General features: G+C 61.2%; 26 protein-coding genes. 11 read left to right on the plus strand and 15 right to left on the minus strand.

All coding sequences use genetic code 11. The features are described from left to right. The first annotated feature begins 24 nt into the window (after positions 1–24). The 6 genes from VFG26_RS00885 (at position 25) to VFG26_RS00910 (ending at position 3,973) form a co-directional block, all read left to right on the plus strand. Positions 25–759, plus strand: coding sequence for a (5-formylfuran-3-yl)methyl phosphate synthase (locus VFG26_RS00885; RefSeq protein ID WP_325021260.1), 735 nt, complete (start codon positions 25–27; stop codon positions 757–759). Beyond that, positions 756–1,190 carry a dihydroneopterin aldolase gene (locus VFG26_RS00890; RefSeq protein WP_325021262.1) on the plus strand — a complete coding sequence of 145 codons (435 nt, stop codon included), beginning with the start codon at positions 756–758 and terminating at the stop codon, positions 1,188–1,190. Before VFG26_RS00885 ends, VFG26_RS00890 begins: the two co-directional genes overlap by 4 nt. Further along, complete coding sequence (locus tag VFG26_RS00895) at positions 1,183–1,794, plus strand: uridylate kinase (protein ID WP_325021264.1); 612 nt, start codon at positions 1,183–1,185, stop codon at positions 1,792–1,794. The genes VFG26_RS00890 and VFG26_RS00895 overlap by 8 nt, the downstream gene beginning before the upstream one ends. Further along, positions 1,794–2,375 (plus strand): DUF447 domain-containing protein, encoded by a 582-nt coding sequence (locus tag VFG26_RS00900; protein WP_325021266.1) that lies wholly within the window; start codon positions 1,794–1,796, stop codon positions 2,373–2,375. The genes VFG26_RS00895 and VFG26_RS00900 overlap by 1 nt, the downstream gene beginning before the upstream one ends. Further along, positions 2,315–3,553: an SAM-dependent methyltransferase gene (locus VFG26_RS00905; protein WP_325021268.1), complete on the plus strand. Its 1,239-nt coding sequence runs from the start codon at positions 2,315–2,317 to the stop codon at positions 3,551–3,553. Before VFG26_RS00900 ends, VFG26_RS00905 begins: the two co-directional genes overlap by 61 nt. A gap of 138 nt (positions 3,554–3,691) precedes the next feature. Then, positions 3,692–3,973, plus strand: coding sequence for a hypothetical protein (locus tag VFG26_RS00910; RefSeq protein ID WP_325021270.1), 282 nt, complete (start codon positions 3,692–3,694; stop codon positions 3,971–3,973). A gap of 54 nt (positions 3,974–4,027) precedes the next feature. Here the strand turns inward: VFG26_RS00910 and VFG26_RS00915 are convergent, their stop codons facing one another. Beyond that, positions 4,028–5,038: a hydantoinase/oxoprolinase family protein gene (locus VFG26_RS00915; RefSeq protein ID WP_325021272.1), complete on the minus strand. Its 1,011-nt coding sequence runs from the start codon at positions 5,036–5,038 to the stop codon at positions 4,028–4,030. A gap of 59 nt (positions 5,039–5,097) precedes the next feature. Between VFG26_RS00915 and VFG26_RS00920 the strand changes: the two genes are divergently transcribed. Continuing rightward, positions 5,098–5,805, plus strand: coding sequence for a HisA/HisF-related TIM barrel protein (locus VFG26_RS00920; RefSeq protein WP_325021274.1), 708 nt, complete (start codon positions 5,098–5,100; stop codon positions 5,803–5,805). Between the two features lie 186 nt (positions 5,806–5,991). On the opposite strand, the gene fae is transcribed toward VFG26_RS00920, so the two are convergent. From fae to VFG26_RS00955, 7 genes are all read right to left on the minus strand, one after another. Beyond that, on the minus strand, positions 5,992–6,504 hold the full coding sequence (fae, locus tag VFG26_RS00925) for a formaldehyde-activating enzyme (protein WP_325021276.1): 513 nt from the start codon (positions 6,502–6,504) through the stop codon (positions 5,992–5,994). Between the two features lie 229 nt (positions 6,505–6,733). After that, entirely contained in the window at positions 6,734–7,597 is an 864-nt protein-coding gene (locus VFG26_RS00930) for a triphosphoribosyl-dephospho-CoA synthase (protein WP_325021279.1), read from the minus strand. Continuing rightward, positions 7,594–8,565: a RimK family alpha-L-glutamate ligase gene (locus VFG26_RS00935; protein ID WP_325021281.1), complete on the minus strand. Its 972-nt coding sequence runs from the start codon at positions 8,563–8,565 to the stop codon at positions 7,594–7,596. The genes VFG26_RS00930 and VFG26_RS00935 overlap by 4 nt, the downstream gene beginning before the upstream one ends. Beyond that, positions 8,549–9,508, minus strand: a complete 960-nt coding sequence (mch, locus tag VFG26_RS00940) for a methenyltetrahydromethanopterin cyclohydrolase (protein ID WP_325021283.1) — start codon at positions 9,506–9,508, stop codon at positions 8,549–8,551. The genes VFG26_RS00935 and mch overlap by 17 nt, the downstream gene beginning before the upstream one ends. Positions 9,509–9,524: 16 nt before the next feature. Next, entirely contained in the window at positions 9,525–10,655 is a 1,131-nt protein-coding gene (locus VFG26_RS00945) for an ATP-grasp domain-containing protein (protein ID WP_325021285.1), read from the minus strand. A 22-nt stretch (positions 10,656–10,677) separates the two neighbouring features. Further along, positions 10,678–11,583 carry an NAD(P)-dependent methylenetetrahydromethanopterin dehydrogenase gene (locus VFG26_RS00950; protein WP_325021287.1) on the minus strand — a complete coding sequence of 302 codons (906 nt, stop codon included), beginning with the start codon at positions 11,581–11,583 and terminating at the stop codon, positions 10,678–10,680. Further along, positions 11,580–12,581 carry a beta-ribofuranosylaminobenzene 5'-phosphate synthase family protein gene (locus VFG26_RS00955; protein WP_325021289.1) on the minus strand — a complete coding sequence of 334 codons (1,002 nt, stop codon included), beginning with the start codon at positions 12,579–12,581 and terminating at the stop codon, positions 11,580–11,582. Before VFG26_RS00955 ends, VFG26_RS00950 begins: the two co-directional genes overlap by 4 nt. 113 nt (positions 12,582–12,694) lie before the next feature. Here VFG26_RS00955 and VFG26_RS00960 point away from each other — a divergent pair, with 113 nt between their 5' ends. After that, a complete protein-coding gene (locus VFG26_RS00960; RefSeq protein ID WP_414653241.1) occupies positions 12,695–13,072 on the plus strand; it encodes a 4a-hydroxytetrahydrobiopterin dehydratase in 378 nt (125 codons plus the stop codon). 23 nt (positions 13,073–13,095) lie between these two features. Then, positions 13,096–13,617 carry a 2-amino-4-hydroxy-6-hydroxymethyldihydropteridine diphosphokinase gene (gene folK, locus VFG26_RS00965; protein WP_325021293.1) on the plus strand — a complete coding sequence of 174 codons (522 nt, stop codon included), beginning with the start codon at positions 13,096–13,098 and terminating at the stop codon, positions 13,615–13,617. 68 nt (positions 13,618–13,685) lie between these two features. Here the strand turns inward: folK and VFG26_RS00970 are convergent, their stop codons facing one another. From VFG26_RS00970 to pqqA, 6 genes are all read right to left on the minus strand, one after another. Then, positions 13,686–14,042 carry a cytochrome c family protein gene (locus VFG26_RS00970; RefSeq protein WP_325021295.1) on the minus strand — a complete coding sequence of 119 codons (357 nt, stop codon included), beginning with the start codon at positions 14,040–14,042 and terminating at the stop codon, positions 13,686–13,688. 197 nt (positions 14,043–14,239) lie between these two features. Further along, positions 14,240–15,397: a pyrroloquinoline quinone biosynthesis protein PqqE gene (gene pqqE, locus VFG26_RS00975; RefSeq protein ID WP_325021297.1), complete on the minus strand. Its 1,158-nt coding sequence runs from the start codon at positions 15,395–15,397 to the stop codon at positions 14,240–14,242. Between the two features lie 41 nt (positions 15,398–15,438). Continuing rightward, a complete protein-coding gene (gene pqqD / locus VFG26_RS00980; RefSeq protein WP_325021299.1) occupies positions 15,439–15,747 on the minus strand; it encodes a pyrroloquinoline quinone biosynthesis peptide chaperone PqqD in 309 nt (102 codons plus the stop codon). A gap of 3 nt (positions 15,748–15,750) precedes the next feature. Next, the gene (gene pqqC / locus VFG26_RS00985; protein WP_325021300.1) at positions 15,751–16,527 is read right to left on the minus strand and encodes a pyrroloquinoline-quinone synthase PqqC; all 777 of its coding nucleotides are present in this window, start codon (positions 16,525–16,527) and stop codon (positions 15,751–15,753) included. Then, complete coding sequence (pqqB, locus tag VFG26_RS00990) at positions 16,524–17,456, minus strand: pyrroloquinoline quinone biosynthesis protein PqqB (RefSeq protein WP_325021302.1); 933 nt, start codon at positions 17,454–17,456, stop codon at positions 16,524–16,526. Before pqqB ends, pqqC begins: the two co-directional genes overlap by 4 nt. A gap of 142 nt (positions 17,457–17,598) precedes the next feature. Beyond that, a complete protein-coding gene (gene pqqA / locus VFG26_RS00995; protein WP_041921595.1) occupies positions 17,599–17,688 on the minus strand; it encodes a pyrroloquinoline quinone precursor peptide PqqA in 90 nt (29 codons plus the stop codon). A gap of 563 nt (positions 17,689–18,251) precedes the next feature. On the opposite strand from pqqA, the gene VFG26_RS01000 reads away from it, so the two are divergent. Both VFG26_RS01000 and VFG26_RS01005 read left to right on the plus strand, forming a co-directional pair. Next, positions 18,252–20,036 (plus strand): diflavin oxidoreductase, encoded by a 1,785-nt coding sequence (locus tag VFG26_RS01000; protein ID WP_325021307.1) that lies wholly within the window; start codon positions 18,252–18,254, stop codon positions 20,034–20,036. A gap of 58 nt (positions 20,037–20,094) precedes the next feature. Then, on the plus strand, positions 20,095–21,825 hold the full coding sequence (locus VFG26_RS01005; RefSeq protein ID WP_325021309.1) for an NADPH-dependent assimilatory sulfite reductase hemoprotein subunit: 1,731 nt from the start codon (positions 20,095–20,097) through the stop codon (positions 21,823–21,825). A 164-nt stretch (positions 21,826–21,989) separates the two neighbouring features. On the opposite strand, the gene VFG26_RS01010 is transcribed toward VFG26_RS01005, so the two are convergent. After that, entirely contained in the window at positions 21,990–22,790 is an 801-nt protein-coding gene (locus tag VFG26_RS01010; RefSeq protein WP_325021311.1) for a sulfite exporter TauE/SafE family protein, read from the minus strand. Positions 22,791–22,825 lie beyond the last annotated feature (35 nt).

The following is a 22,825-nucleotide window of genomic DNA, read 5'->3' on the forward strand; positions in this document are numbered from 1 at the left end:
CCGGGTCAATCTTGGAACGATGGAATGATCGAAGGTTTGAGACGAGGCAAGCCCGCCTTTCTCGCCAGCGTCACGAACGCGGACGAGGCAGAGATCGCGCTGCAGGGCGGAGCCGACATCATCGACTGCAAGGATCCGGCATCCGGCGCGCTGGGTGCGCTGCCGCTCGACACAGTTCGCGAGATCGTCCGCCGAGTCGACGGCCGTGCGCCGGTCAGCGCGACGGTTGGCGATCTGCCGACGGAACCACGGGTGATGACCGTGGCTGCTGTTGCGATGGCCGAGACGGGCGTGGATATCGTGAAGATCGGGTTCTTCGGAGAGGATGACCCGCGCGCCGCGATTGCCACCGTCGGTGCTCAGTTGCCGTCCGCGAAACTCGTTGCGGTTTTGATGGCGGATCGTGCCCCGGATTTCTCCGTGCTGCTGGCGCTGGCCGCAGCTGGATTTGCCGGCGTGATGCTGGACACGGCCGGTAAGGAATCCGGCAGCCTGACCACGGTCCTTGGTCCGGGGCGGTTGACAGAATTCGTCCGCACAGCGCGTGACAATGGTCTCTTTGCGGGGCTCGCGGGTTCGCTCAAGGAAGGGGATATTCCCGGCCTCGTGCGGCTGCAACCCGACATGCTTGGGTTTCGCGGCGCTTTGTGCAGCGGCGGCCGCAAAGGCGCCATTGAAGCGGCCCGTGTAAGTGCGGTACGCCGTGCCATCGATAACGCCAAACTCGCCAACGTGCCGCCGGAGACGTCAGTCGCATGAATGATAAGAAGAAGCCTGCAAACGCTGACGACGTGAAATCCGAAATCCGCGAAGTCGCCGACAGCATTTTCGTCCGGGACTTCATAGTCGATTGCAATGTCGGCGTTTACGCGGAAGAGCAGGGCGTAACGCAGAAAGTGCGTTTCACCGTTGAGGCTCGGTTGCGCAAGGATGTCTTCAGCGCCGAAGACGAGATTGCCGAAGTTCCGTCCTATGCCGACATCATCGATATCATCGTCGCGCTCGCGCGTGGCGGGCATATCAACCTCGTCGAGACTTTTGCGGAGAAAATTGCCGCGCAGGTGCTGGCCGACAAACGCATTGCAGCCGTTCGAGTCGTGCTCGAGAAGCTGGAGCGCGGCCCGCTGCGTGGCGTCGAGATCATTCGTCCGCCGACGAAAGAGGCCGCACGCGAGTTCGGACGTGCCTGAACAGCCGAGCGGGGTTCGCCCGCTCGTCATCAAAGTCGGCGGAAGCCTTTCGGAAACCGGACGCCTCGGTGGCGCACTGGAGAGGCTCAGTGCAGCGCAGGTTCCGGTCGTGATCGTGCCGGGCGGTGGCCCGTTTGCCGATGCAGTTCGCAACTTGCAGCGCGAGATGGGTTTCGACGATGCCGTGGCGCACCGGCTTGCCATGCTGGCGATGGAGCAGATGGCAGAATGGATGGCCGCTCAGCAACCGGGCCTGAAAGTCGCCCATACGCTCGAGGAAATTTCCGAGAGCATCATGGACGGGCAAATTCCCGTCTGGGCGCCGCTGCGCATGATTGGAGACGATGAGACGGTTCCCGGCAGCTGGTCGGCCACTTCGGACAGCCTGTCTGTGCGTCTGGCGGAACTCCTCGACGCCCGCCTCATTCTGCTGAAGTCCGTCACCTTGGAGAGACAATCGTCCGCTGAGGAACTGGCCGGCCAGGGCGTCGTCGATGCGCACTTCCCCGAGATCGTTGCGCGGTCCGAGGTTTCGTGGTCCATCTTCGGACCATCGGACGATGCGGCGCTCGCCGCAATTCTGGCTGGCGAAGGAGGCGCGTGATGCCGCGTATCGTCGAGACGATCGTCACGACTTTCAACAGCGAAGGCGTCGCTCATATTGCGCCTCTAGGCCTCATCAATGACGGCGAGCATTGGATCATTGCGCCGTTCCGGCCTTCGACGACGCTGGAGAACTTGCGGATCAACCCGGTTGCGGCGGCGAGCCATACGGACGACGTTCGCGTGTTTGCCGGTGGCGTGACGGGGCGGAAAATCTGGCCGTTGCTGCCGACGCGGACGATCAAGGGAGAGCGGCTTGCCGACTGCGTGTCGCATTGGGAGCTGAAGGTCGACAGCGTCATCGAGGACGAGCAGCGGCCGCGTTTTCTTTGCTCCATTGTCGACGAGCAGATGCACAAAGCCTGGCAGGGCTTCAATCGTGCGCAAGCTGCGGTCATCGAGCTTGCGGTGCTGACGACGCGGCTTCACATGCTGCCGCCCGAGAAGATCGAAGCGGAATTAAAGTATCTCGAAATCGCAATTTCAAAGACCGCCGGCCCGCGCGAAGAAGAGGCATGGGAATGGCTGATGGAAAAGATCACGGCGTGGCGTCAGGCGCGGTTCGATCAGACGACGTCATGAAGCGAGACGGCGATGCCAAGCAGGCATTCATGACGGCGCTTTCGTCCGCCCTCAATGACGGATCGTTCGCGAAGCTCACGCTTGGAAAGTTTCGCGGGCCAGGCGAAGCCTCGAAAGCTGTGGCGACGCTCGTGATGCTAAAAGACGCGCCGCATCTCAAGGTCGTCACGAGCTTTCCGCGCAAGGACGAGACGAAGACCTACAAGATCGAAGAGGGCTTGCGTGCGATCGGTTCGTTGATCGGCGATACGTACATGAGCGCGACTCTCTTTTCGACGGCGCGCGACGTGCGCCTCGATTACAGCCGCAAGGGCGTGCCGCATCTCGCGGTTGGAAAGGCGACGTTGAAGAGCGCACAACCCGCAGCGCACGACCGGAAGAAAGACTATCTCGTCCCGCCGGACAGGCCGTATCTGAAGGCATTGCAGGTTGCCGATAGCGAGGGCCGCATCAAGCCGTCGATGCAAGGCAAATACCGGCAGATTTGCCGTTTTATCGAGCTTGCGGACGACCTGATCAAGGACAGTGAATTAAGAGGCGATGCGCCACTGACCGTCATCGATATTGGCTCGGGGAAAGGATATCTCACGTTTGCGTTTTACGATCATGTGACGACGCAAATGGGCCGGCGTTGCCAGATGACCGGAATTGAAATGCGCCCTGAGCTTGTCGATCTTTGTAATCGCCTCGCGCGCGATCTCGATTTCGATGGATTGTCATTCGTTGCCGAAGAAGCATCGCGGGCATCACCGCCGCGCGCTGACATCATCATCGCGCTTCACGCCTGCGACACCGCTACGGACGATGCGATGGCGCTGGGCGTCCGCGGAAAGGCATCACTTATTCTATCGGCGCCGTGCTGCCAGCATGAAATTGCCCCGCAGGTGAAAGACACGGGCGAGGGCCTGCAAGGGCTCATCAAGTTTCCGCTGCTGAAGCAACGCCAAGCCGATCTCGTCACGGATGCCGCCCGTGCTCTGCTTCTTGAGGCGTCGGGTTACAAAGTGAAGATGATCGAATTCGTTTCGACTGAACACACCTCCAAAAACATTTTGATTGCAGCGGTGAAATCTTCGCACGCCGATCGTGTAGCCGCGCGCGCGCAATATCAAGCGTTGAAAAGTATGACGGGTTTTTCGACACAACATCTCGAGTCACAACTCAAGGATGCCGAATAAGTCTCTGTGTGCGTTTTCTATTCATCGCCTCATTTGTTGCTCACTGCCGTGGAAAGCGTATAGAGGGAACCTAACCGCGCTTCATAATGTTTGATGCTCGGCACCCCCCACCTGAATTCACCAGAGAAGGCAGAACTCATGATTGACGTCTCCCGTATCGTACGGCTCGCTTCGGCTGTGGCAGTCCTTGGCATCGCCACGGCAATCCCTGCCAGCGCCGGCCACCGTGCTCCTCCGGAAGATCCCGCGATCGTTGCTGAGAGACTGCGCCACATGGGCTTCGTCGAGTGGCGCGATCTGCGCTGGTCGCACGGATATTGGAAGGTCAACGATGCGCGCCGTGAAAACGGACACGTCTACGACCTGAAGATCGAAGCCGGTTCGTTCGATCTCGTGAAGCTCACGCGCGAACGCGACTGAGACTCACGATCTCTGAAAAAAGTTCTGGCCGCGATGGAAACATCGCGGCCTTTTTTATTTGTGAGCGAGGAGCGCTACGGCAACGGCGGGCGCGCATCGCGTGGCCCAGAGGCGCGCATCGTCATGGGCATCAACGAGCGCGCCGAACGTGATTGCCGGAAGACCAAGACGCATTGCAATTTGTTCGGCATAGTCCGCGCCGATGCCGGCGAGGACCACCGCGTTCACGTCTTCGGCCGGGCGTGAGAGAACCTGCAGCGCGCCGTCGTGAATCGAACGCAACTGACGTTCGGAAACGTAAGCGGCGGAAACCTGCCACGCGGGCAAGTGGCGCATCTCCGCGTCACGCCCGAAGCCGCGCGCGAAGCGGACGAGGCTTTCCTCTTGCGACTTCCCTCGCCCATCCGCCGTTGGATGCTGATCGACGTCATCGGGAAGATCGCCGAGGATGCGGCGCACGTCGGCCATCGTTGCAAAGCCGTCACGCGCGAGGCCCTGCCATTGACCAGCTAGCGGGGCACGGTTTGCGATGGACGCAACGCTTGTGCGCGTGAGCCCGGTATAGACGAGCTCGCCCGTCTGCAAGCGTTCCGCATCAGTCAGGCCGAGTGGCCGGTCGCAGGCGATAATGTCGGTCGTCGTCGAGCCCATGTCGATCAGCAGCGATTTCGGCTGCCGGCGCGCGATGAGGAGGGCGGTTGCGATGAAATTCGCCGAAGCAACCGAAAGCGGATCGCCGCGGGCGGCTTGCGGCGAGGCAAAGCCTTTGAGGCCCATGAATATGCGAAGCTCGCCCGTGAGTCGCTCGCGCAGCCGTTCGATGAGCGCGAGGACACCCGATTCGCGGCTGTCGAAGATTTCGGTCAACTCGCCCGTCATGGTGACGGCGCAAACGGTATGATTTGCGAGGAGCGCTTCCGCTTCGCGCAGCGCCCTATCGAGCCGGTCCAATCCTTCCCACAGCGGACAGGCGATCTGGCGAACGGCAACGACGCGGCCATCCTCAACGCGCGCGACTTTCAGGTGCGCGCCGCCCACATCCAAGCCGATCGTGACGTTCGTCATTTGCACCTTCGCCTCACCAGTGCTGCTCGTGATACACTCAAGGCCCGAGGAGGCAAGCAGTGGACGTCATTCCGGTTATCGATGTCGCGCACGGCCAGGCCGTTCGTGCGGTGAAAGGCGATCGTTCGGCCTATCGGCCGATCGAAACACCCCTTTCGGCCAGTGCCGACCCGGCGGATTTGGCGCGGGGGCTGGCCCGGCTTTTTCCGTTTCGCACACTGTACTTGGCCGATCTCGACGGCATCGAAGGCAGGGGGCGCAACAAGCACCTGGTTCCGGCAATCAGCCAGGTTCTTCCTGGCGTTGAAATCTGGGTGGATGCGGGGACAGATTCGCGGGGCGCATCGCGAGCTGTGCTGGCCGCCCCTGTCGCTACGCTGGTTGTCGGATCGGAGAGTGTCGAGACGGAGCGCGTGTGGACGGACATCGCGGCGGAAGCGCCGGGGCGCACGATCCTGTCGCTCGACTTCCGGCACGATGCGTTCATGGGGCCGGATATGCTTCTGGCCGATGCTTCGCTTTGGCCCTCGCGCGTGATCGTCATGACGCTCGATCAGGTGGGCGCGAATGCCGGACCGGATTTCAAAAGGCTGGAAGATATCGTGTCGCGTGCTGCAGGGCGCAGCGTCTACGCGGCTGGCGGTGTCCGCAATCGCGCGGATCTCAATGCCCTGCAAAAGATCGGCGTCAAAGGCGCGCTCATCGCCTCGGCACTGCACTCTGGAAAGATTACGGCCGGCGACCTCAAGGAAGTCGCCGGCCGATAATTTCGAGTCCGGAATTGGCAGCAGCCGCTCCAGCCGAGTCAAAGCCAAGTTGCGGCCTTGGCTTCGGCTCGGATGTCAACCGCTGTAACGGCCCGAGAGCAGTCTACCCAATCGCTGCAGCAGACCCCCCTTCATAGGAGGGGCAGTATCATTTTTGTTTTCAACCTGCTGAGGACGGTTTCCGCTTCAAGCCTTCGCAGCGAACGGATGCGAAGCCGAGTTACGCTGTGCCGTTGCTTCAGCAGCCGTCGGCTTGCCAGCAACTGCGCGTGCGATCGATTCCTTGACGGCGCGGTAGTTGTAGTCCTGGATCTTGGCGTCGTCGGCAGCTTCCCAGTGGATGAACACGCCAACGCAGATGTAGAGATCATCAGCTTCAGCAGCCGGGATCACGCCTTCAGCGACCGAGTCCTGAACGGCCTTAGCGACGCCGTACTGAGCAGGTCCGAACATCTGAACGGCCTGGCGGGCGTCCTTGATGGTGACCTTGTTGTAAAGGATCGTGTTCGGCTTGCAGGGGAGGTTCGGCGCGATAACGGCGAGGAGCGTCGTGAAGCCGTCCTTGTTGTTCGTCAGCGCGTTGCAGAAAGCCGTTTCAGCAGCCGAACCGCGGGGTCCGATGATGAGGTCGATGTGAGCGACTTCGTTGCCGTCGCCGACGAGCGACTCGCCGACCATGACTTTGTTGATTTTGGCCATTAGGGGGGTTCCTCCCACGAAATAAACGATACGAGCACCAACGCTCCCCCGTCAAAAAGCCGGGACTTCGCTGTATTGCTCTGGCGATGATTATCCAAGCACGTCGGCGCCCTGGTGTCATGAGTACCAGCGTCGGCACAGGGATAGGTCCGCAGAGAATGCGGACACGGGCCTGTATTGCCCTAGGTCACCGGGCGAGACAAGCCCTTAAAATCGGCCGCGACGGCATTCACAAATGTTTCCGCTCGATCAGCGCATCGGCGAAAAGGGTCGTGACTACAAAATCGGCAGTGGTGCCGGGGTTGAGACGCTTCCGTTTCAGCTTTGCATCAAATTCCAGGAGCGCCGGTAATGTTTGCGGGGTTGCAATGGGAAACCAGCACGACCTCAAGGCGCGCGCTTCCTGCTGCACATCCGCTGCGGTCTCAGAATCGTATTTGCGCGCGATGTGGGTGTCGGGGAACTCTGCAAGCAGCGCCATGTGCAAGGTCGTGATCGCGAAGTCGGGATTGCTGCCGTCTGCAGCGCGGGCCGTATTCAGGGCCGGCAAGGCGAAGTCGAAAATGTCGGAGAAGACATCGACGTAGGCGTTTGCGATGCGATCGCGGCCGGCGGCAAGCTGCATTGCAGCAATGAGTGTGAGATCGCTGGAGGCTGTCCGCACATCGCCTTGGCGCACGGCGCCGAGACCGGCGGGATTGGCGATGCGGATCGCTTCGAACGCATCTTGCGCGTCCTGCACATCGAGAGCGGAGAGAATGGAGCCAAGCCGCCTGCGCAGGCCGACATCGAACGTCGTCTCGTGTGCGGCTTTCGCGAGAGGTGCGCAGAGCAGCACGATTCCGAGGTTGGTGTTGAGCCCCGCCGCTGCCACGCTCGCTTCAGTCGCGCGCAGGATGCGCTTGCCGACGCTCAAGGCCGGATCGGCGATCGGACCAGCGGCGGCCTTTGCCGCCTGCTCGAAATGGAGAACCTCCATGCCGTGGCCAGGTGCGTAGCGATGGACGTTGCCGGGCTTCAAGGCATTGAGCTCGGCGTGGCACGCATCGAGGAATGCTGCAGTGATTTCTGCGGGCTGCCGGGGTCCCGTCATGGCACCGCGGTAACCGGGATGCCGGATGCTTCGCGATGGGCGAGGACGGTCTTCAAGAAGTCTTCGGCAATGGCCCACGCAATGTTGATGTCGGCCACCGTTTGCAAGCCGCGCCAGGCGGGATTGGAATTGACTTCCAGTACCTGCAGCTCGCCTTCGGCCGTGCGGATGATATCGATGCCCGCATAATCGGCGTCGACGGCGCGCATCGCGGCCATCGAAATGCGTGTCATTTCGTCATCGGGGAGATGAACGCGCGCTTGCCCGCCCTGATGGATGTTCGTCACCCAATCGGTGCCGCGCCGGGTCATGGCGGCGATGACGCGATGGCGTGTTGCGAGCACGCGCCAGTCTTCATACAGACCATCGCGCGGCGCGACGTAGTCCTGCATATAGTACATCTGATCGACGGTCTCGGGCGCGGGCAATTCGCTTTGGCTCGCGATCTTGCCGATGCCCTTGCCTTGGCTGCCGAAGAGGGGCTTCACGACGAGCGGGCGATCGAGCCCTTCGGTGTATTCCTGCGCGTGCGCAAGCGTTTCGCAGACGCGCGTACGCGGGGTTGCGATACCGTTCTTGTGCAGAAGAAACGTGGTTTGCGATTTGTCCACGCAGCGCTCGATAGCGCGAGCGTCGTTCCAAACGCGTACGCCACTTTCGCGCAACGCATGCAGCAGGCCTAAGCGAAACGTGATCTGCTCGAGCGTGCCTGCCGAGATCGAGCGAACGAAAACGCCATCAGGCAAGCGGCCTTTGAAGCCCGGAATATCTATGCCGCTTTCGAGGCCGGTATCGAATGCGCAATGGGGAAGGGATGAAACGGTGACGCGCGCGCCCATGGCTTCGAGCGAGCGCACGATGCGACGCGCGTGCCATTCGCCCCGCCCTTCCTCGATCAGAAGGGCGAGGTGAAGACCAGTGCCAGGGCCTGGCTGAGACTGAGGCTCAAGCTCAGCTGAAGCTCGCATCGACGATCTCCGGCGCCAGCTCGCCTGCGCGGAAGGAGTTGCCCGTCTCGACGTTCGAGACGATCACCTGAGCGGGTGAGAACAGCATCGGATCGATTTTGTAGAAGTCGCCCTGGACGTCGGCGAAAATCTCAGCGAAGGGCTTGCCGTAGACGCTGCACGTGCTCGACGGCAGGTTTTTCGCCAGACGCTCGGCGTCGGAGTCCGGGCCCTTGACGAAGAGATGGATGCGGCCGCCGTAGATGATCGCATCATTCGTTCGGCCCATGGCCTTGACGAAATCGGGTACGGGCGGTGCGATCGCCGTCGTGCCGGTGCCATCGAGAATGTTCTCGAGCGGGAAGTGAAGGGCGTGCGCCTTGTGGATCGCCACTTCCAGAACGCGCGCTGCGATCTGCACGGTACCGGCGAGGCTCCATGTCGTCGCGTAGATCACGGTGAGGCCGGTCGGATCGACGCCGCATGCCGTCGCGAGCTTGGCGATGACGGTGGACGGCGGGGCTTTATCGCCTTCGATGACGAGCGTTGCCTGCTGGCTGTGGTCGGCGTAGCCCAGTTCCTTGTACAAGTCTTCGACGCGCGAGAGCGCGCGGGCGGGACCGGAGCCGAGTGCGAAGAAGCCCGAGGATTCGTCCGTGATCGTCCAGCCGGCGTACTGGCTGCCGAGGCAGGCGATGACCGGATTGTTCGACGAGACGACGACGCCGAGCGGCCAATTGGGAAGGCCCGACGACTGCGTGAAGGCGACCGTGCCGAGACCGCCCATGCAGACTTCACCGAGGAGGCGGCCAGCTTCGAGTCCACCGACGACTTCTGCGCCCATATCGATGAGGCGCTCGCCAAGCGAGCCTTTCGTGACGGAGATGCGGAGAGCATCGGCGTTGGCCACGATATCGTCGACGATCTTTGCGGCACCTGCCGACACGCTGGGCTGCTTTACCATGTAGGGAAACTCCGGGTCATGATTTGGCGTGTCCGTATATCAGGTCTTCGAGTTCCGCCAAGCGTTTACGGACGAGGGCTTCTGCCGCATCGGCTGTTGGAGCCTCGGCGAGAGCCGTTGCGACTGGTGCGCCTTGCGGGATGAACGTTCCGGGCGAAGCGCGGTCGGCGCTCCAGTCGGGCCAGGGAATATCGCCGAGAGTGACCTGACCCCGGTCTGCATGCAGAATCGCCATCGTCTTCGCACATTTCGTTTTTTCCTCCATGAGCGGGAGGCCAGCTCCGATCCAAGCCGCAATGTGACCGGCAAACATTCGGCCTTTGCTATCATCGAGCACATCTAGGGACGCGCCGGGACGAGCGTTGATTTCCAGGAGGTTGGCAGCGCCGTTTTCCGAGACAATGAAGTCGAAGGAGGCCATGCCGCGCAACTTGAGGTCGCCGGCGATGGTGTCGACGGCATTAATGATCGTTCCGCGTAGACCGTCCTCGAGTTCCGGCGTGGATACGCAGCCGCCGAAACGAAAGGGATGCTCGGCCGAGGGCGAGATCCACTGGCGGGTGAGGGAAACCGTGTTTCCATGCGGAGTAAATACGCCGCCCGCTGAAATGCGATCACCGTCGATGAGCTTCTGGAAATAGCGGCGCGGTTTCGCGGCTTGGGGACCGTGACAGACGCGAATGTGCCGGCCGCCACTGCCGCCAATGCGTTTTGATATCCAACCTGTGGGATCGGCGGGCGGCGCCGTCTGCGTTTGCGGATGCGGGATGCCGAGCCTATCCAGCCGGGCGAAAAAGCTGTGAGGGTCCTTGCACGCCTTATAGGTCGCATCGCCGGAACCAAGCAGATTGAAGCGGCTTGCGAGCGCTGCGACGAGGCGCGGTTTGTCCTCAAGGCCCGAGCCGAGGACGAGGCCGACCGGTTTCGATTGAGCGGATCGGGAGAGGTCTTCGAGGGCCGCAATCAGCGGCTTCGTGCGGAAGCCCGTCGGCATGGCGCCGTCGAGGACGCGGAAGTCCCCGGCGGCTTGTCTTGTATCGAGGTCGCCAAACGCGTCGGCGACGAGCGGCTCAAATCCGGCGCGCCGGGCGGATTGCGCGAGGCTCCGCCCGGAAAACGCGGCGATGAGAACCGTCTCGCCGCTCACTGTTTGGCTCCAGTGATTGACCTCAAGCTAGGCCGACGAGCTTCTTGGCGTACGTGTAGGCGTCGCGGAAGTCGAGAACGAGCGGCTTGTCGGAATCGATCATCTGCTTGAAGAGGCCAGACTCGCACTTGTACTTGATGTCGCCGATGGCGAGCGGGCCGACGCCGAGCGCGTCGCATCCGGGAAGCTTTTCGCCATTCATGAAAAGCTCCATGCCTTCGACGCCTGCGGGCGGCACGGCGTTGACGTCGGCGATGACCTTCAGCTTCTTGGCGAGCTGCTTGTGCTCCTTAGAGACGACCTGAACGCCTGCAGCAGCTGCTGCGAAAATGACGTCAGCGTTGGCGATGATTTCCTGCTTCTGCGCGTCCGTTTCGCCGGGCACAGCCTTCAGGTCAACGCCGAAACGAGCCTTGGAAATCTCGGCGTTCTTGATGACGCGTTCAACGCCGCGGTGGGCGACGAGCTGAACTTCGGCGCCTTCGAGCGCGGAGATGATCGAGGATGCGAATCCGACGACGCCGGTTGCACCGAAGACAGCAACCTTCGTGCCCTTCCAGCCCGTGTTGAACTTCTCTTTCAAGAGCTTCTCAACGCAGGCGACCATGGCGGCAGCCGTCGTGAACGAGCCGGCGGGATCTGCGAACACGGAGCATTCGAACGGGGGCACCATTGCCTTCTTGGCAGCGTCGAGCATGTCGAGCGCGAGAATCGCATCCTTACCGCCCATGAAGAAACCGGTGCGCACGCCGTAGTTCGGGGGACGCGAGAAGATGGCATCCTGAATGAGGCCTGTGACCTCGCCCAGTTCGACGTTGATGTAGGGAACGATCACCTTGTAGCCAGCATCGGCGGCCATGTTCACATCGAACGGGCTCATGTGCTTCTGCGGCGCGAGCATATGAAGAATAGGGGTGGCGTCGCTCATTTATCTAGTGCTCCATTCGTTTTTGGATTTCGCAGCGTTTCGATGCGGGCGCCAGAGTTGCGGCCGTGTGCGATAAGGATTTCGAGCCCGACGCCTTTAGCCTCTTCGTATAAAGAATGATAGAGGCGTTCTGCCGCTTTTTGGCTGTCGACAAAGGCGAAGCCGGTTGGCCCCCAGGAGCTCTGTCCGATACCGGTTGCACCCAGCTCTCGCATACGCAACGCGAGGTTTCCGACGGCCTTGCTCGTCCATGCACTCCCGCCCTGTTTTGAGGCGAAATGGCCGCCGACGATTTCTTGAATCTCGGTCAGGGCCGAACCGAAAGCGGTAATGTCTTGTTCCTTCAACCCGGGCATCAGCCTCATCAGCACCAGATGGCAGATGTGAGCTGCGCTCGATTCGGGGAAAGGGGGCAGGCCCGCAAAGGCGCTCACCTCGGCTTCGCCCGAGACGCCAGCGTTGCTGCGATCGAAGATCAGCATCACGCGCCACTCTGCCGGGAAATCACAGCGGAGCGTCACGGGCGGGGGCCTGTCGGTCTTGCCCTTGCCGCCGTCGATGATGAAGCCGCCGGAAGTGAACGCTTCGACGCCAATTCCGGATCGTGCACCGCGTTCGCCAAGCGAGGCGATGTCGGCTGCCGACAATTCGCGCCCTTCGAGGGCTGCCACGGCTGCACCGATTGCGAGGGCAAGTTGCGTGCCCGAGCCGAGGCCAGCGTGGGCTGGAATCGCTTCGGTAATATTTATGGCGTAGCCGTTGTCCGGCCGCTCGCCGGTGAACTTGCGGATGAGTGCAAGGGCGCGCTCGCTTTCGTGTCCGGTTGCCGAATGCTGATCGGCCCGCGCAACGGCGAGTTCGGTGGCCGGGCGGTCGATACTCAAGCCAATGCTACCGTAGCGCCGTCCCAGGTCCCCGTTCAAATCGAGGAACCCTAAGTGCAGACGCGCGGGAGCCGTGACGCGGATCGCGGCAGAGGACGCCGGAAAAGGCCTCACGTTAAAACGGTCCTTTCTAGAAAACCGCTGTTGGCACCCGTTTGCTTTCGCGGGTGCGGGGGCGGTAGAATTTAAAGAAGCTGGTTGTCCGATAATTGGAGGTCGAGGGCAAGATGAGTGCGGAACGCGAAAAACCAATGGCCGATGACGACGTTAAGGCTTGGCTTGAAGCCAATCTGCCGACCTGGAAGCTCGAGAATGGCTGGATAAGGCGTACCTACAAGACGGCAAGCTGGAAAAGCACGCTCATGGTGGTCAATACCGTCGGCCATCTTGCCGAGGCGGCGTGGCATCATCCGGATATGACACTGTCTTATGCCTGGGTCGAGGTTCGTTTGATGAACCATGCGTCCAAGGGCATTACGTCGAAGGATCTCGAGCTTGCAAAGAAGATCGAAGAGGTCGTGCACTGGCAGCCCGGCAAGGAGGGCAAGGGCCTCGAAGGCACGCCGCAGGGCGACATGCGCTTTGCCTATATCAAGTACGACTGATTGCTGGCCGGGAGACACGCTCAATGAGGCAAGTCGGCCGCGCTGAAGCGCAGCTGCGCGGCGAGGGGGGCGCGTTCGATGCCATTCTTGGGTTAGGCACCAATCTCGGAGACCGCGTTCACAATATCGAGGAGGCGATCCGGCTGCTGACGGCAGACGGTTCCGTCCGCGTGGTTTCGCGATCGAAGCTTTATCGTTCGGCGCCGTGGGGCGTTACCGATCAGGAGTGGTTCGTCAACGCCTGTGTGGCTGTTCAAACCGAGCTGTCGCCGCACGATCTCCTTTTGCATTGCCAAGCGGTCGAGAATGAGATGGGGCGCGTCCGCACGCTCAAATGGGGGCCGCGCGTCATCGATGTCGACATTCTGACGTTTCGGGATCTCGAGATTTCGGAGCCTGATCTCAAGGTGCCGCATCCGCTCATCGGCGAGCGGGCGTTCGTGCTGGTGCCGCTCAAGGATATTGCGCCGGAGCTGAGGCTCGGCGGCCGGACGATCGATCAGATGCTCGAGAAGCTCGATAGCAGAGAGGTGCAGCCGCTCTAAGGGGTAACAAAAAAGCGCCGCGGGGATCACGTCCTCGCGGCGCTTTTGATTTTGTCAGACGATGAAGCTTACTTCAGCGTCTTGAGATATTCGATGAGGTTGGCACGATCGTCCGGATCCTTGATGCCAGCGAAGATCATCTTGGTGCCGGGAACGTCCTTCTTGGGATCCGTGATCCACTTGTCGAGTGCTGCCTCATCCCAAGTGATGTCGGACTTCTTCAGCGCTTCGGAATAGTTGTAGCCTTCGACGCTTGCAGCCTTACGGCCAACAACGCCATCGAGATGCGGGCCGACGCCGTTCTTGCCGACCTGGTGGCAAGCCTTGCACTTGTTGAAGATCGTCTTGCCGGCGTCCGCATCGGCGGACATGGCGACGGTCGGACCCGCTGCGATCATTGCGACCGCCAGAACCCACTTGCGCATTCTATTTTTCCTTCCCGTTTCGCCTGAGAGCGTACACCTCAGAAACGCAGCACTCTTAGCTCAGTCGCAGGAAGTTGCCATTTTTTTTCTGAACCAGACCCGAACACAATGCCGCACCGGGCGCATAAAAATTTAGCCGTTTATGCTGCACTGCACGGTCACGCTCATATTGAATGCGATGTCTCAACTGGAGGCTGTCAACCGGCCGTGGCCTTCGCGGGCGCCATGCGCCGGTAGACGAACGGCGGAGGATTGGCGACGCCGCTTTCGGCTTCTGCCGCCGCAACAAACGCCTGATGGTGGGGCGAGAGCTTGCAGGCCGGATCGGTATTCGTCGCGTCGCCGGTGAAGGCCATGGCCTGGCAACGGCAGCCGCCGAAATCGATCTCGGCGCGCGGGCAGCTGCGGCAGGGCTCCTTCATCCAGCTGGTGCCACGGTACTTCTGGAACGCCTGACCGTTGAGCCAGATGTCCGCTAAGCGCCGGTCTTTGACGTTGTCGAACTCGAGGCCCGGGACCGATTCTGATGCATGGCAGGGAAGGACCCGGCCTTGCGGGGTGACGTTCATCACGCCGCGTCCCCAGCCGCCCATGCAGGGTTTCGGGGTCTTGGCGTAGTAGTCCGGGACGACGAAGTCGAAGACCATGATGCCCTTCAAACGCTCTTTGGCTTCTTCGACGATTTCGGCGCTCTTCAAAACCTGCGCGCGGGTCGGCATGAGGCTCGCCCGGTTTTTCAGAGCCCAGGCGTAATACTGGATGTTCGCCACTTCGATGCGGCCGGCGCCCATCTCAACGGCGAAGTTGATGATGTTGGGCAGGTTCTCGATGTTGTGGCGATGAATGGGCGCGTTGATGGTCAGCGGCATATCGAATTCGCGCACCCACTTGCCGACTTCACGCTTCTTCGCGAGGCCGTTCTTGTAGGCGGAAATCCTTTCGGCGTTGGCTTCGTCTACGTCCTGGATCGAGAGCTGGACGTGGTCGAGGCCAACATCCTTCATGCGGTTCAGGCGATCGCGTGTCAGCGTCACGCCGGCGGTGATGAGGTTGGTGTAAAGGCCAGCCTTCGCGGCGACCTCGATGATGTCTTCGAGGTCCTTGCGAACCGTCGGCTCGCCACCTGAAAGATGGATTTGCAGAATGCCGAGATCGGCGGCCTGACGCATCACGTCCTGCCACTGCTCGGTCGTCAATTCAGTGTTGACGCGATCAAGCTCAAGCGGGTTCGAGCAGTACGGGCACTGCAGCGGGCAGCGGTGTGTCAGCTCAGCCAGAAGGCCAACAGGCGCGCGAGCGCAAGCCTCAACCAAGGGCTTCTCGGAGAACTGCTCCATCGGTGCGACTTCATTCATAACGTCAGCTCCGTTTCCACCCAGGTTTCCCGGTTCAACTGCTAGGCTCTGATGACGCCCTTATCCGAGAGCTCCTGGAGCATAGATATAGTATCTGCGAGGATTTCCTGCAGTGGTGCGTTGTAGTCTTTTGCAAGTTCGGTCGCGATGTCTTCGACCGAGTTCACACCATCGCAGCGTTTTAAAATCTCGATGGCGATCGGATCGGGTTCGAACACGCGTTCTGGGGCGAGCACGTGCCACCGGCCCCGTCCAGGATCGTGCCTGAGCTTAATGTGGGGTGGCATTCCCGGCTTTGAAGCCGGTGTGATCATCACACGTGCGCGACTGGGGTTTGTTTCGACGTTCATTGGTCAGGTCTCTGGACGGAATGCGCCGGGCGGAATGTGGCCGGCGATGTAAGCGTGATAGAGCGCGTCGAGCTGAACCCAAAGGACATTGCATTTGAAGCGGACCGCTTCGATGCAGGCTTCCTGTTCTTCGCGCGTCTTGGCGTTCTTCAAAACATACTGCAAAGCGAAGTCGGCGTCGCGCGGTGCCTGCGTCAGGCGGCGCTTGAAGTACGCCATCACCTTGTCATCGATGAAATCGTAGTTTTCGAGCATACCGGCGATGCGCTCTTTGTGGATCTTGGGCGCAAAGAGCTCGGTGAGCGAAGAGGCGACCGCGATCGTCAACGGCTGCTCGCGGACGAACGTGACGTAGGATTCGACGGCGAAAACGGTGGCGGGCAGGGCGCCGCGGCGTGAGATGACGTAGTCGCGATCAAGCCCGAGGCCGTCCGTCAAAATCAGCCAGCGTTCGATGCCGCCCGGCTCGTCCGGCGGCAGACCGTCGTGATCGAGAATCCGGTGTGTCCATTCCCGGCGCAGCTCGCGGTCGTAAGCGCGGCTGATGAGAGCCGCATCCTTGCGCGGAACGGCCGACTGATAGCAGTAGCGGTTGAGCGCCCAGGCCTGCACCTGGCCCTTGTTCAGCTCACCGCCGTGCAGCATGTGATGGAAGGGGTGCAGATCGTGATAGCGCTCGGGTCCGACCGCGCGGAGTGCAGCCTCGAACTCGGCGGGCGACATCGGCGGTTCGTTATCGCGGCGTTCGGCGGTTTTCTTTTCGAGACTGACTGGGTTCATATGCGGACCTCCATGCCGTCGAAGGAGACTTCCCATCCCGATACATCGACGACTTTACGGGCTTCTGAGTTCTCGTCCAGGATTGGGTTCGAATTGTTGATGTGAATGTAGATCCGGCGCTTCACATTGAGCGGGCGCACGGCCGAAATAGAGCCATCGGGGCCCGAAACCGAGATGTGGCCCATACGCTTGCCGGTCTTGTTCAAGAGGCCCTGGGTCAGCATTTCGTCGTCTTCGAACAGCGTGCCGTCGAGGAAAAGCAGCTCGGAATTGCGGATTTTGTCCGCGAGCGGTTCGTCGATCTCGGCGACGCCAGGGATGTAGAAGAAAGATTTGCCCGTCTCGTTGGCCGTGACCTTGAGGCCGATGGTGTCGCCGTCGCGACTGCCGAAGTTGGAGCTGGCGTCACCCTTTTCGAGAAACAGTGCGACTTTGCCGGGCACCGCGAAGGCTTCCACCGTGAGGCCGAGGTCGACGCCAGCGCCTTGCAGCGCTGTCGGCTTGTCCAGTTCGAACGGGATGCGGCTGACTTTGTCCTGGGCGAGGACGTTGAAGATGCTGTTTGATTTAAGCGTCGCCAGCACGCGGTCGGCGGCGTAGATCGAGAAGGGCTGGCCTTCGCGCAGGCTCAAGAGGCCGGTGATGTGGTCGACGTCGGCGTTGGTCAGGACGACGGCCTTGATTGGCGAATTGCGCAGGGGGCCACCCTTGGCGGGCTGCAACTGCGGGGTTTCGTTGATCTGCTGGCGAATGTCGGGGGAGGCGTTGAGCAACACCCAATTCACGCCGTCAGCGCTGACGGCAAGGGAGGATTGCAGACGTGCCTTATACCCCGCTACGCCGGCTCTCACGCTGGACGAGTGAAAGCCATTGCAATTCCATTGCGGAAATCCGCCCCCAGCGGCGGATCCGAGTACCTTGATGATCATGTGAGCTTATGCGGTTGCGCCGGCGGTCGCCGAAGCCGATGGCGCTCTCAGTTCTTAGGCGCGAAACGGCTGCGGCGGCCGATGATCCATCGACCGCCGCGCCGGTGTCTCACAAACCGTGCGAGACCGAAGACGTCATCCGTTAGATGAGGTCGATCTCGGCCGGCAGGTAGCTCGTGACCTCAAGGCCAACTTCCTGCTCGCGCACTGCGGGTTTGGTCCAAATCTTCATTTTTGTTTCCTCCAAGTCGGTAAACTGCTTACGTTCCTTGTGGCCCCGCCGAGGGCCGCCAGACCGGTGCAGGCACGTTTCATGTGCCATGCCAATCTGCGGATCAACCTCCCAAAGTCAAGGTTGGTTTCCGATCTCACCCTATACAGATCATGATCGGGGTCTGCTTTTCAAATCAATGCGCTTCACGTCTGCGTGTGATTGGATTGACCGGTTGGAGGGGAGTTGAGCGGGTCCGCAAATTTTGGTGTGGAGGCTCGATGCGGGTGAGGACGACCTGCAACCAAGGGCTGAGAGGTGTGCAGATCTGGTATATTAGAAAATTATTCTTACGTTTGGGGTGCATTGCCCCATCCCTATAGAATATTGTTCTAATATAGCGTATGGAATCGTCCCTGGCTGCGCGAGGGCTCGCATCCTCGGGCAAGTGTTAAGACATCACCGATTAGAATGCCGTCTCAGTCGCATGGTTGATCGGCATGTTTGGGCTTTTCCCGGGCCCGGAGGCGCGCTACGCCCGCGCCTTGACCGCCGGGCCAACGCCCTGACGAGGAGAGCTTTGAGTGACCGCGACCCCGCTACTTCCGCGCAACGCGCCTTTCCTGCCGGAAGACATTGAACTGTTGAATAAAGTGGTTGCGCGGACAACTCCGCAGCAGCGTTCGTGGCTCGCCGGGTTTTTCGCCGGTTTCGAGGCCGCGCAGGGCGGTGGGTTGGCTCAGGCCGTTCCGGCCGCAAAACCGCGCGCGCCGCTTACTATTCTCTACGCGAGTGAAAGCGGGAATTCGGAAGCACTGGCGACGAAGGCCAAGAAGGCTGCCCAGAAGCACGGGCTCGACGCCAAGGTCTATGACATGGCCGACGCCGACATGGCGCTGCTCGCCAAGGCGAAGAACATTCTGGTGTTCGCCGCGACCTGGGGCGAGGGCGACCCGCCGGCTCGCGCTGCCGATTTCTATGAAACGCTGATGAGCGATGCGGCGCCTCGGATCGACGGCGTCCGCTTTGCTGTTCTAGCGCTGGGCGACACGGCCTATGCGCAGTTCTGCGCGACGGGCAAAGCCATCGATCAGCGGTTCGAAGAATTGGGCGGTGTACGGACGTTCGATCGCGTCGATCTCGATCTCGACTTCGCGAAGAAAGCAGCCGAGTGGACTGAGGGTGCGCTCGCCAAGCTCGCGCCGGAAGACACGGCCGCGGCCGGCGGCACGGTGGTGCACGTCGACTTCGGCGGTGCGTTTCCGCAGGCGGACGACGACGAGCCGAAGTATTCCGCCGAGCAGCCGCTCGAAGCTGAGATTTCCGCGCTCGTCAATTTGAACGGCAGCGGTTCGACGCGCGAGACGTGGCATGCGGAGTTCGCGTTCGAGGATCCCGCATTCACGTATAAGCCGGGCGACGCCATCGGCTTGATGCCGGAGAACGATCCTGCGCTCGTCGACGAACTTCTGCAGACTGTCGGGCTTGGTTCCGATGCGGCGCTGCTTCTGAAGCTGCAGAAATCCTACGACGTCACGACGCTGTCGCGCGCGCTCGTCGAGAACTACGCGAAGCTAACTGGGCGTGACGATGTCAAGGCGCTCCTCGAAGGCGAGGCCTATCCAAAGTTCGCGTCCGACCGGCAGCTGCTCGATCTGTTCCTCGCCTATCCGGAAAAGCTCACGCCGGATCAGCTCACCGGGCTTTTGCGTCCGCTGCCGGGCCGGCTCTATTCGGTTGCCTCCAGCTTGAAAGCGCATCCGGGCGAAGCGCATCTGCTCGTCGGCGCGGTGCGCTGGCAATCGCACGGCCGGGATCGCAAGGGCGTCTCGTCGATCTACCTCGGCGAGCGCCGCAAAATCGGCCAGACGGCGCGCATCTACGTGAAGCCCAACCGGCATTTCCGTCTTCCGGCCGATGGCCATACGCCGATCATCATGATCGGGGCCGGCACGGGCGTTGCGCCCTACCGCGCCTTCATCGAGGAGCGCGTTGCCGACGGCGCCAAGGGCAAGAGCTGGCTCTTCTTCGGCGAGCGGAACTTCACCAATGACTTCCTGTACCAGCTCGAATGGCAGGATTATCTGGCATCGGGCGACCTCACGCGGATCGACGTTGCATTCTCGCGCGATCAGCCGGAAAAGATCTATGTCCAGCATCGTCTCTGGGAGCGCCGGGCGGAACTCAACGCTTGGCTTCAGGACGGTGCGCACATCTACGTCTGCGGTGACGAGAAGGGCATGGCGAAGGACGTCGATGCGATGCTCGTCAAAATTCTCGCCGAGCCGCTGCATGGCGATGAGGACGCGGCACGCGTGCGTCTCAAGGAGCTGACGAAGGCCGGCCGTTACCAGCGCGACGTCTACTAATTCAATTGCACGAAATCCCTTCTGAGCCGCTGAGTCGAAGGGAGCCGGGGAATACGACATGACCGACAAGCGTTCGAAGAACGAAATCATCAAGGAGCACAGTCATCAGCTGCGCGGTACGCTGGCTGAGGGGCTGCTCAAAGTCGAAACAGGCGCGATCGCGGAAGACGATCAGCAGCTGATCAAGTTTCACGGCTCCTACATCCAGGACGATCGCGACGTTCGCGGCGAGCGTGGCAAGAAGAAGCTCGAGAAGGCTTACTCCTTCATGATCCGCCTGCGCATTCCAGGCGGCGTCGTGACGGCGAAGCAGTGGATCGGGCTCGATACGATCGCCAGCACATATGCCAACGGCACGATGCGTTTGACGACGCGCGAGACGTTCCAGTTTCACGGCGTCATCAAGTCGAACCTGAAGCGCACGATGCAGTCGTTCCATAACATCTGCCTCGACACCCTGGCGGCGTGCGGTGACGTCAACCGCAACGTCATGACGGCTGCAAATCCCTACCTCTCCAAGGCGCACCAGAAGGCTTACGATCTCGGCAAGGCAATCAGCGAGCATCTGCTGCCGCGGACGGGCGCCTATCACGAGATCTGGCTCGAAGGCGAAAAGGTCGAAGACGCCTCGCGCCCCGCTAAGAAGGACGAGGAGCCGATCTACGGCGTCCATTACCTGCCGCGCAAATTCAAAGTCGTCGTGGCGGTGCCGCCGGACAACGACGTCGATATCTACGCGCACGATCTCGGTTTCATCGCGGTCGTCGAGAAGGGCGAGGTTGTCGGCTGGAACGTCACCGTCGGCGGCGGCATGGGCATGACGCATGGTGACGTGAACACGTTTCCGCGCACGGCCGATCTCCTCGGCTTCTGCACGCCGGAGCAGGCGATCGCCGTTGCTGAACAGGTCGTTACCGTTCAGCGCGACTGGGGCAATCGCGAGAACCGCGCGCGCGCCCGTTTGAAATACACGATCGAGGATCGTGGTCTCGACAATTTCCGCGACGAGGTCGAGAAGCGTCTCGGCTTCAAGCTCGGGGCGCCGCGGCCGTTCACCTTCACCGGCACGGGCGACAAGATCGGCTGGCGGCAGACGCTCGATGCCAAGAAGGCGTCGGAGAAGATGTGGCATCTGACGCTTTTCGTCGAGAACGGCCGCATCAAGGACAAGCCGGGCTACGCACTCCGCTCAGCATTGCGTGAGATCGCCGAACTCGGCATCTGCTCATTCGTCTGCACGGCAAACCAGAACGTCATTCTCGCCAACGTCAACGCGAAGGCGAAGGCGAAAATCGAAGCGATCTTCGCGGCTCATGGGGTGTCGCTCGACGTATCCTCGGGCCTTCGGCGGAATGCGATGTCGTGCGTGGCGCTGCCGACGTGCGGTCTTGCATTGGCCGAAGCGGAGCGTTTCCTTCCCGATCTCGTCACTGCGCTCGAGGAAAGTCTTGATCGCGCCGGTCTCAACGACGACGACATCGTCATTCGCATGACGGGGTGCCCGAACGGATGTGCGCGGCCGTATCTCGCCGAGATCGGTCTCGTGGGGCGCAATCCGGGGCTTTACAATCTCTATCTTGGTGCGGCGTTCAACGGCTCGCGGCTGTCGAAGCTTTATGCGCAGGACGTCGATAAGCAGCGCATCGTTTCGCTGCTGGAGCCGCTCTTCATTTCCTACTCGAAAGAGCGCGAGGACGGCGAGCACTTCGGCGATTTCGCGATCCGCTCGGGTGTCGTGGCGCCGACGCCGGCCGGCAATCAGTTCCACGCGGATGTGAAGCTGGTCTGATTTTCTTCGTCATCCTCGAGCGCGCGAGCGAAGCGATGCGTGTTCGGGGATCCAGCGTAGAACTCGTCGAAGACGCGATTGCTTTGCGCCTTCGGCGACTCTTTCGCTGGATCCCCAGCCTTCGACGCGCGAACCGCGCGCTCGGCTGAGGATGACAGAGAGATCTAGAGCTTCAGTTCGAGCTGGTAGGCTGCGAAGCAGAGGATCAGCGCGAGGGCGATGCGGAGCAGCCAATCAGGCAGCACACCAGTGAGCCGCGAGCCGATGGCGATGCCCGGGATCGATCCCACCAGCAGCAATCCCAAAAGCTCAAAGCTCGTGTTGCCGATCGACATGTGGCCGAGCCCGGAGACGAGCGTCAGCGGGACAGCGTGCACGATGTCGGTGCCGATGAGGCGGCGCGTCAGCAGCGTCGGGTAGAGCAACGTCAGAACGACGACGCCGATCGCACCGGCGCCAACTGACGTCAGCGTGACGATCGACCCGAGAGTCAGACCGAGCAGCACCGTGGGCAGGCGGCGGATTTTCGTTTCGGGCGGCTCGGCAACGTTCGCTTGGCGACGGACGACGAAGGGATAGATCAGAATCGAGATCGCGCTGATCACGAGCGCGGCAATGAGCGCTCTCTGGATGAGTTCAGCGAGTGCGGTGAGGCTCGGATCGAGCACGTGTAGAACGGCCAGCATCCCGAGTGAGCCCGGCACGCTCCCCAATGCCAGCCAGGATACCAGCCGCCAGTTGACGTTGCCGATGTTGTGGTGAGGCAAGGTCGCCGTCGCCTTGGTGATCGCCGCAAAGAGCAAGTCGGTGCCGACGGCCAGCGCAGGCGATATGCCGACTTTCGCAATCAGGAACGGCGTCATCAGAGAACCAGCGCCGACGCCCGTCATGCCGACGAGAAAGCCCACGACGAAGCCAGCCGCAACCACTGAAGTCCAGAATGTGCTGAGATCTATTTCGGGCATGAAATTCCGCGGCGTGATTAAGGACTGACCTACGC

The organism is Hyphomicrobium sp., assembly GCF_035687085.1.
Taxonomy (GTDB): Bacteria; Pseudomonadota; Alphaproteobacteria; order Rhizobiales; family Hyphomicrobiaceae; genus Hyphomicrobium_B.

What these genes read in the sequence shown, in the direction of transcription:
- VFG26_RS00885 (WP_325021260.1), top strand. Translation starts at nt 25, where the DNA reads ATGATCGAAGGTTTGAGACGAGGCAAGCCCGCCTTTCTCGCCAGCGTC.
- VFG26_RS00890 (WP_325021262.1), top strand. Translation starts at nt 756, where the DNA reads ATGAATGATAAGAAGAAGCCTGCAAACGCTGACGACGTGAAATCCGAA.
- VFG26_RS00900 (WP_325021266.1), top strand. Translation starts at nt 1,794, where the DNA reads ATGCCGCGTATCGTCGAGACGATCGTCACGACTTTCAACAGCGAAGGC.
- VFG26_RS00905 (WP_325021268.1), top strand. Translation starts at nt 2,315, where the DNA reads ATGGCTGATGGAAAAGATCACGGCGTGGCGTCAGGCGCGGTTCGATCA.
- VFG26_RS00910 (WP_325021270.1), top strand. Translation starts at nt 3,692, where the DNA reads ATGATTGACGTCTCCCGTATCGTACGGCTCGCTTCGGCTGTGGCAGTC.
- VFG26_RS00915 (WP_325021272.1), bottom strand. Translation starts at nt 5,038, where the DNA reads ATGACGAACGTCACGATCGGCTTGGATGTGGGCGGCGCGCACCTGAAA.
- fae (WP_325021276.1), bottom strand. Translation starts at nt 6,504, where the DNA reads ATGGCCAAAATCAACAAAGTCATGGTCGGCGAGTCGCTCGTCGGCGAC.
- VFG26_RS00930 (WP_325021279.1), bottom strand. Translation starts at nt 7,597, where the DNA reads ATGACGGGACCCCGGCAGCCCGCAGAAATCACTGCAGCATTCCTCGAT.
- VFG26_RS00935 (WP_325021281.1), bottom strand. Translation starts at nt 8,565, where the DNA reads ATGCGAGCTTCAGCTGAGCTTGAGCCTCAGTCTCAGCCAGGCCCTGGC.
- mch (WP_325021283.1), bottom strand. Translation starts at nt 9,508, where the DNA reads ATGGTAAAGCAGCCCAGCGTGTCGGCAGGTGCCGCAAAGATCGTCGAC.
- VFG26_RS00950 (WP_325021287.1), bottom strand. Translation starts at nt 11,583, where the DNA reads ATGAGCGACGCCACCCCTATTCTTCATATGCTCGCGCCGCAGAAGCAC.
- VFG26_RS00960 (WP_414653241.1), top strand. Translation starts at nt 12,695, where the DNA reads ATGAGTGCGGAACGCGAAAAACCAATGGCCGATGACGACGTTAAGGCT.
- folK (WP_325021293.1), top strand. Translation starts at nt 13,096, where the DNA reads ATGAGGCAAGTCGGCCGCGCTGAAGCGCAGCTGCGCGGCGAGGGGGGC.
- VFG26_RS00970 (WP_325021295.1), bottom strand. Translation starts at nt 14,042, where the DNA reads ATGCGCAAGTGGGTTCTGGCGGTCGCAATGATCGCAGCGGGTCCGACC.
- pqqE (WP_325021297.1), bottom strand. Translation starts at nt 15,397, where the DNA reads ATGAATGAAGTCGCACCGATGGAGCAGTTCTCCGAGAAGCCCTTGGTT.
- pqqD (WP_325021299.1), bottom strand. Translation starts at nt 15,747, where the DNA reads ATGAACGTCGAAACAAACCCCAGTCGCGCACGTGTGATGATCACACCG.
- pqqC (WP_325021300.1), bottom strand. Translation starts at nt 16,527, where the DNA reads ATGAACCCAGTCAGTCTCGAAAAGAAAACCGCCGAACGCCGCGATAAC.
- pqqB (WP_325021302.1), bottom strand. Translation starts at nt 17,456, where the DNA reads ATGATCATCAAGGTACTCGGATCCGCCGCTGGGGGCGGATTTCCGCAA.
- pqqA (WP_041921595.1), bottom strand. Translation starts at nt 17,688, where the DNA reads ATGAAGATTTGGACCAAACCCGCAGTGCGCGAGCAGGAAGTTGGCCTT.
- VFG26_RS01005 (WP_325021309.1), top strand. Translation starts at nt 20,095, where the DNA reads ATGACCGACAAGCGTTCGAAGAACGAAATCATCAAGGAGCACAGTCAT.
- VFG26_RS01010 (WP_325021311.1), bottom strand. Translation starts at nt 22,790, where the DNA reads ATGCCCGAAATAGATCTCAGCACATTCTGGACTTCAGTGGTTGCGGCT.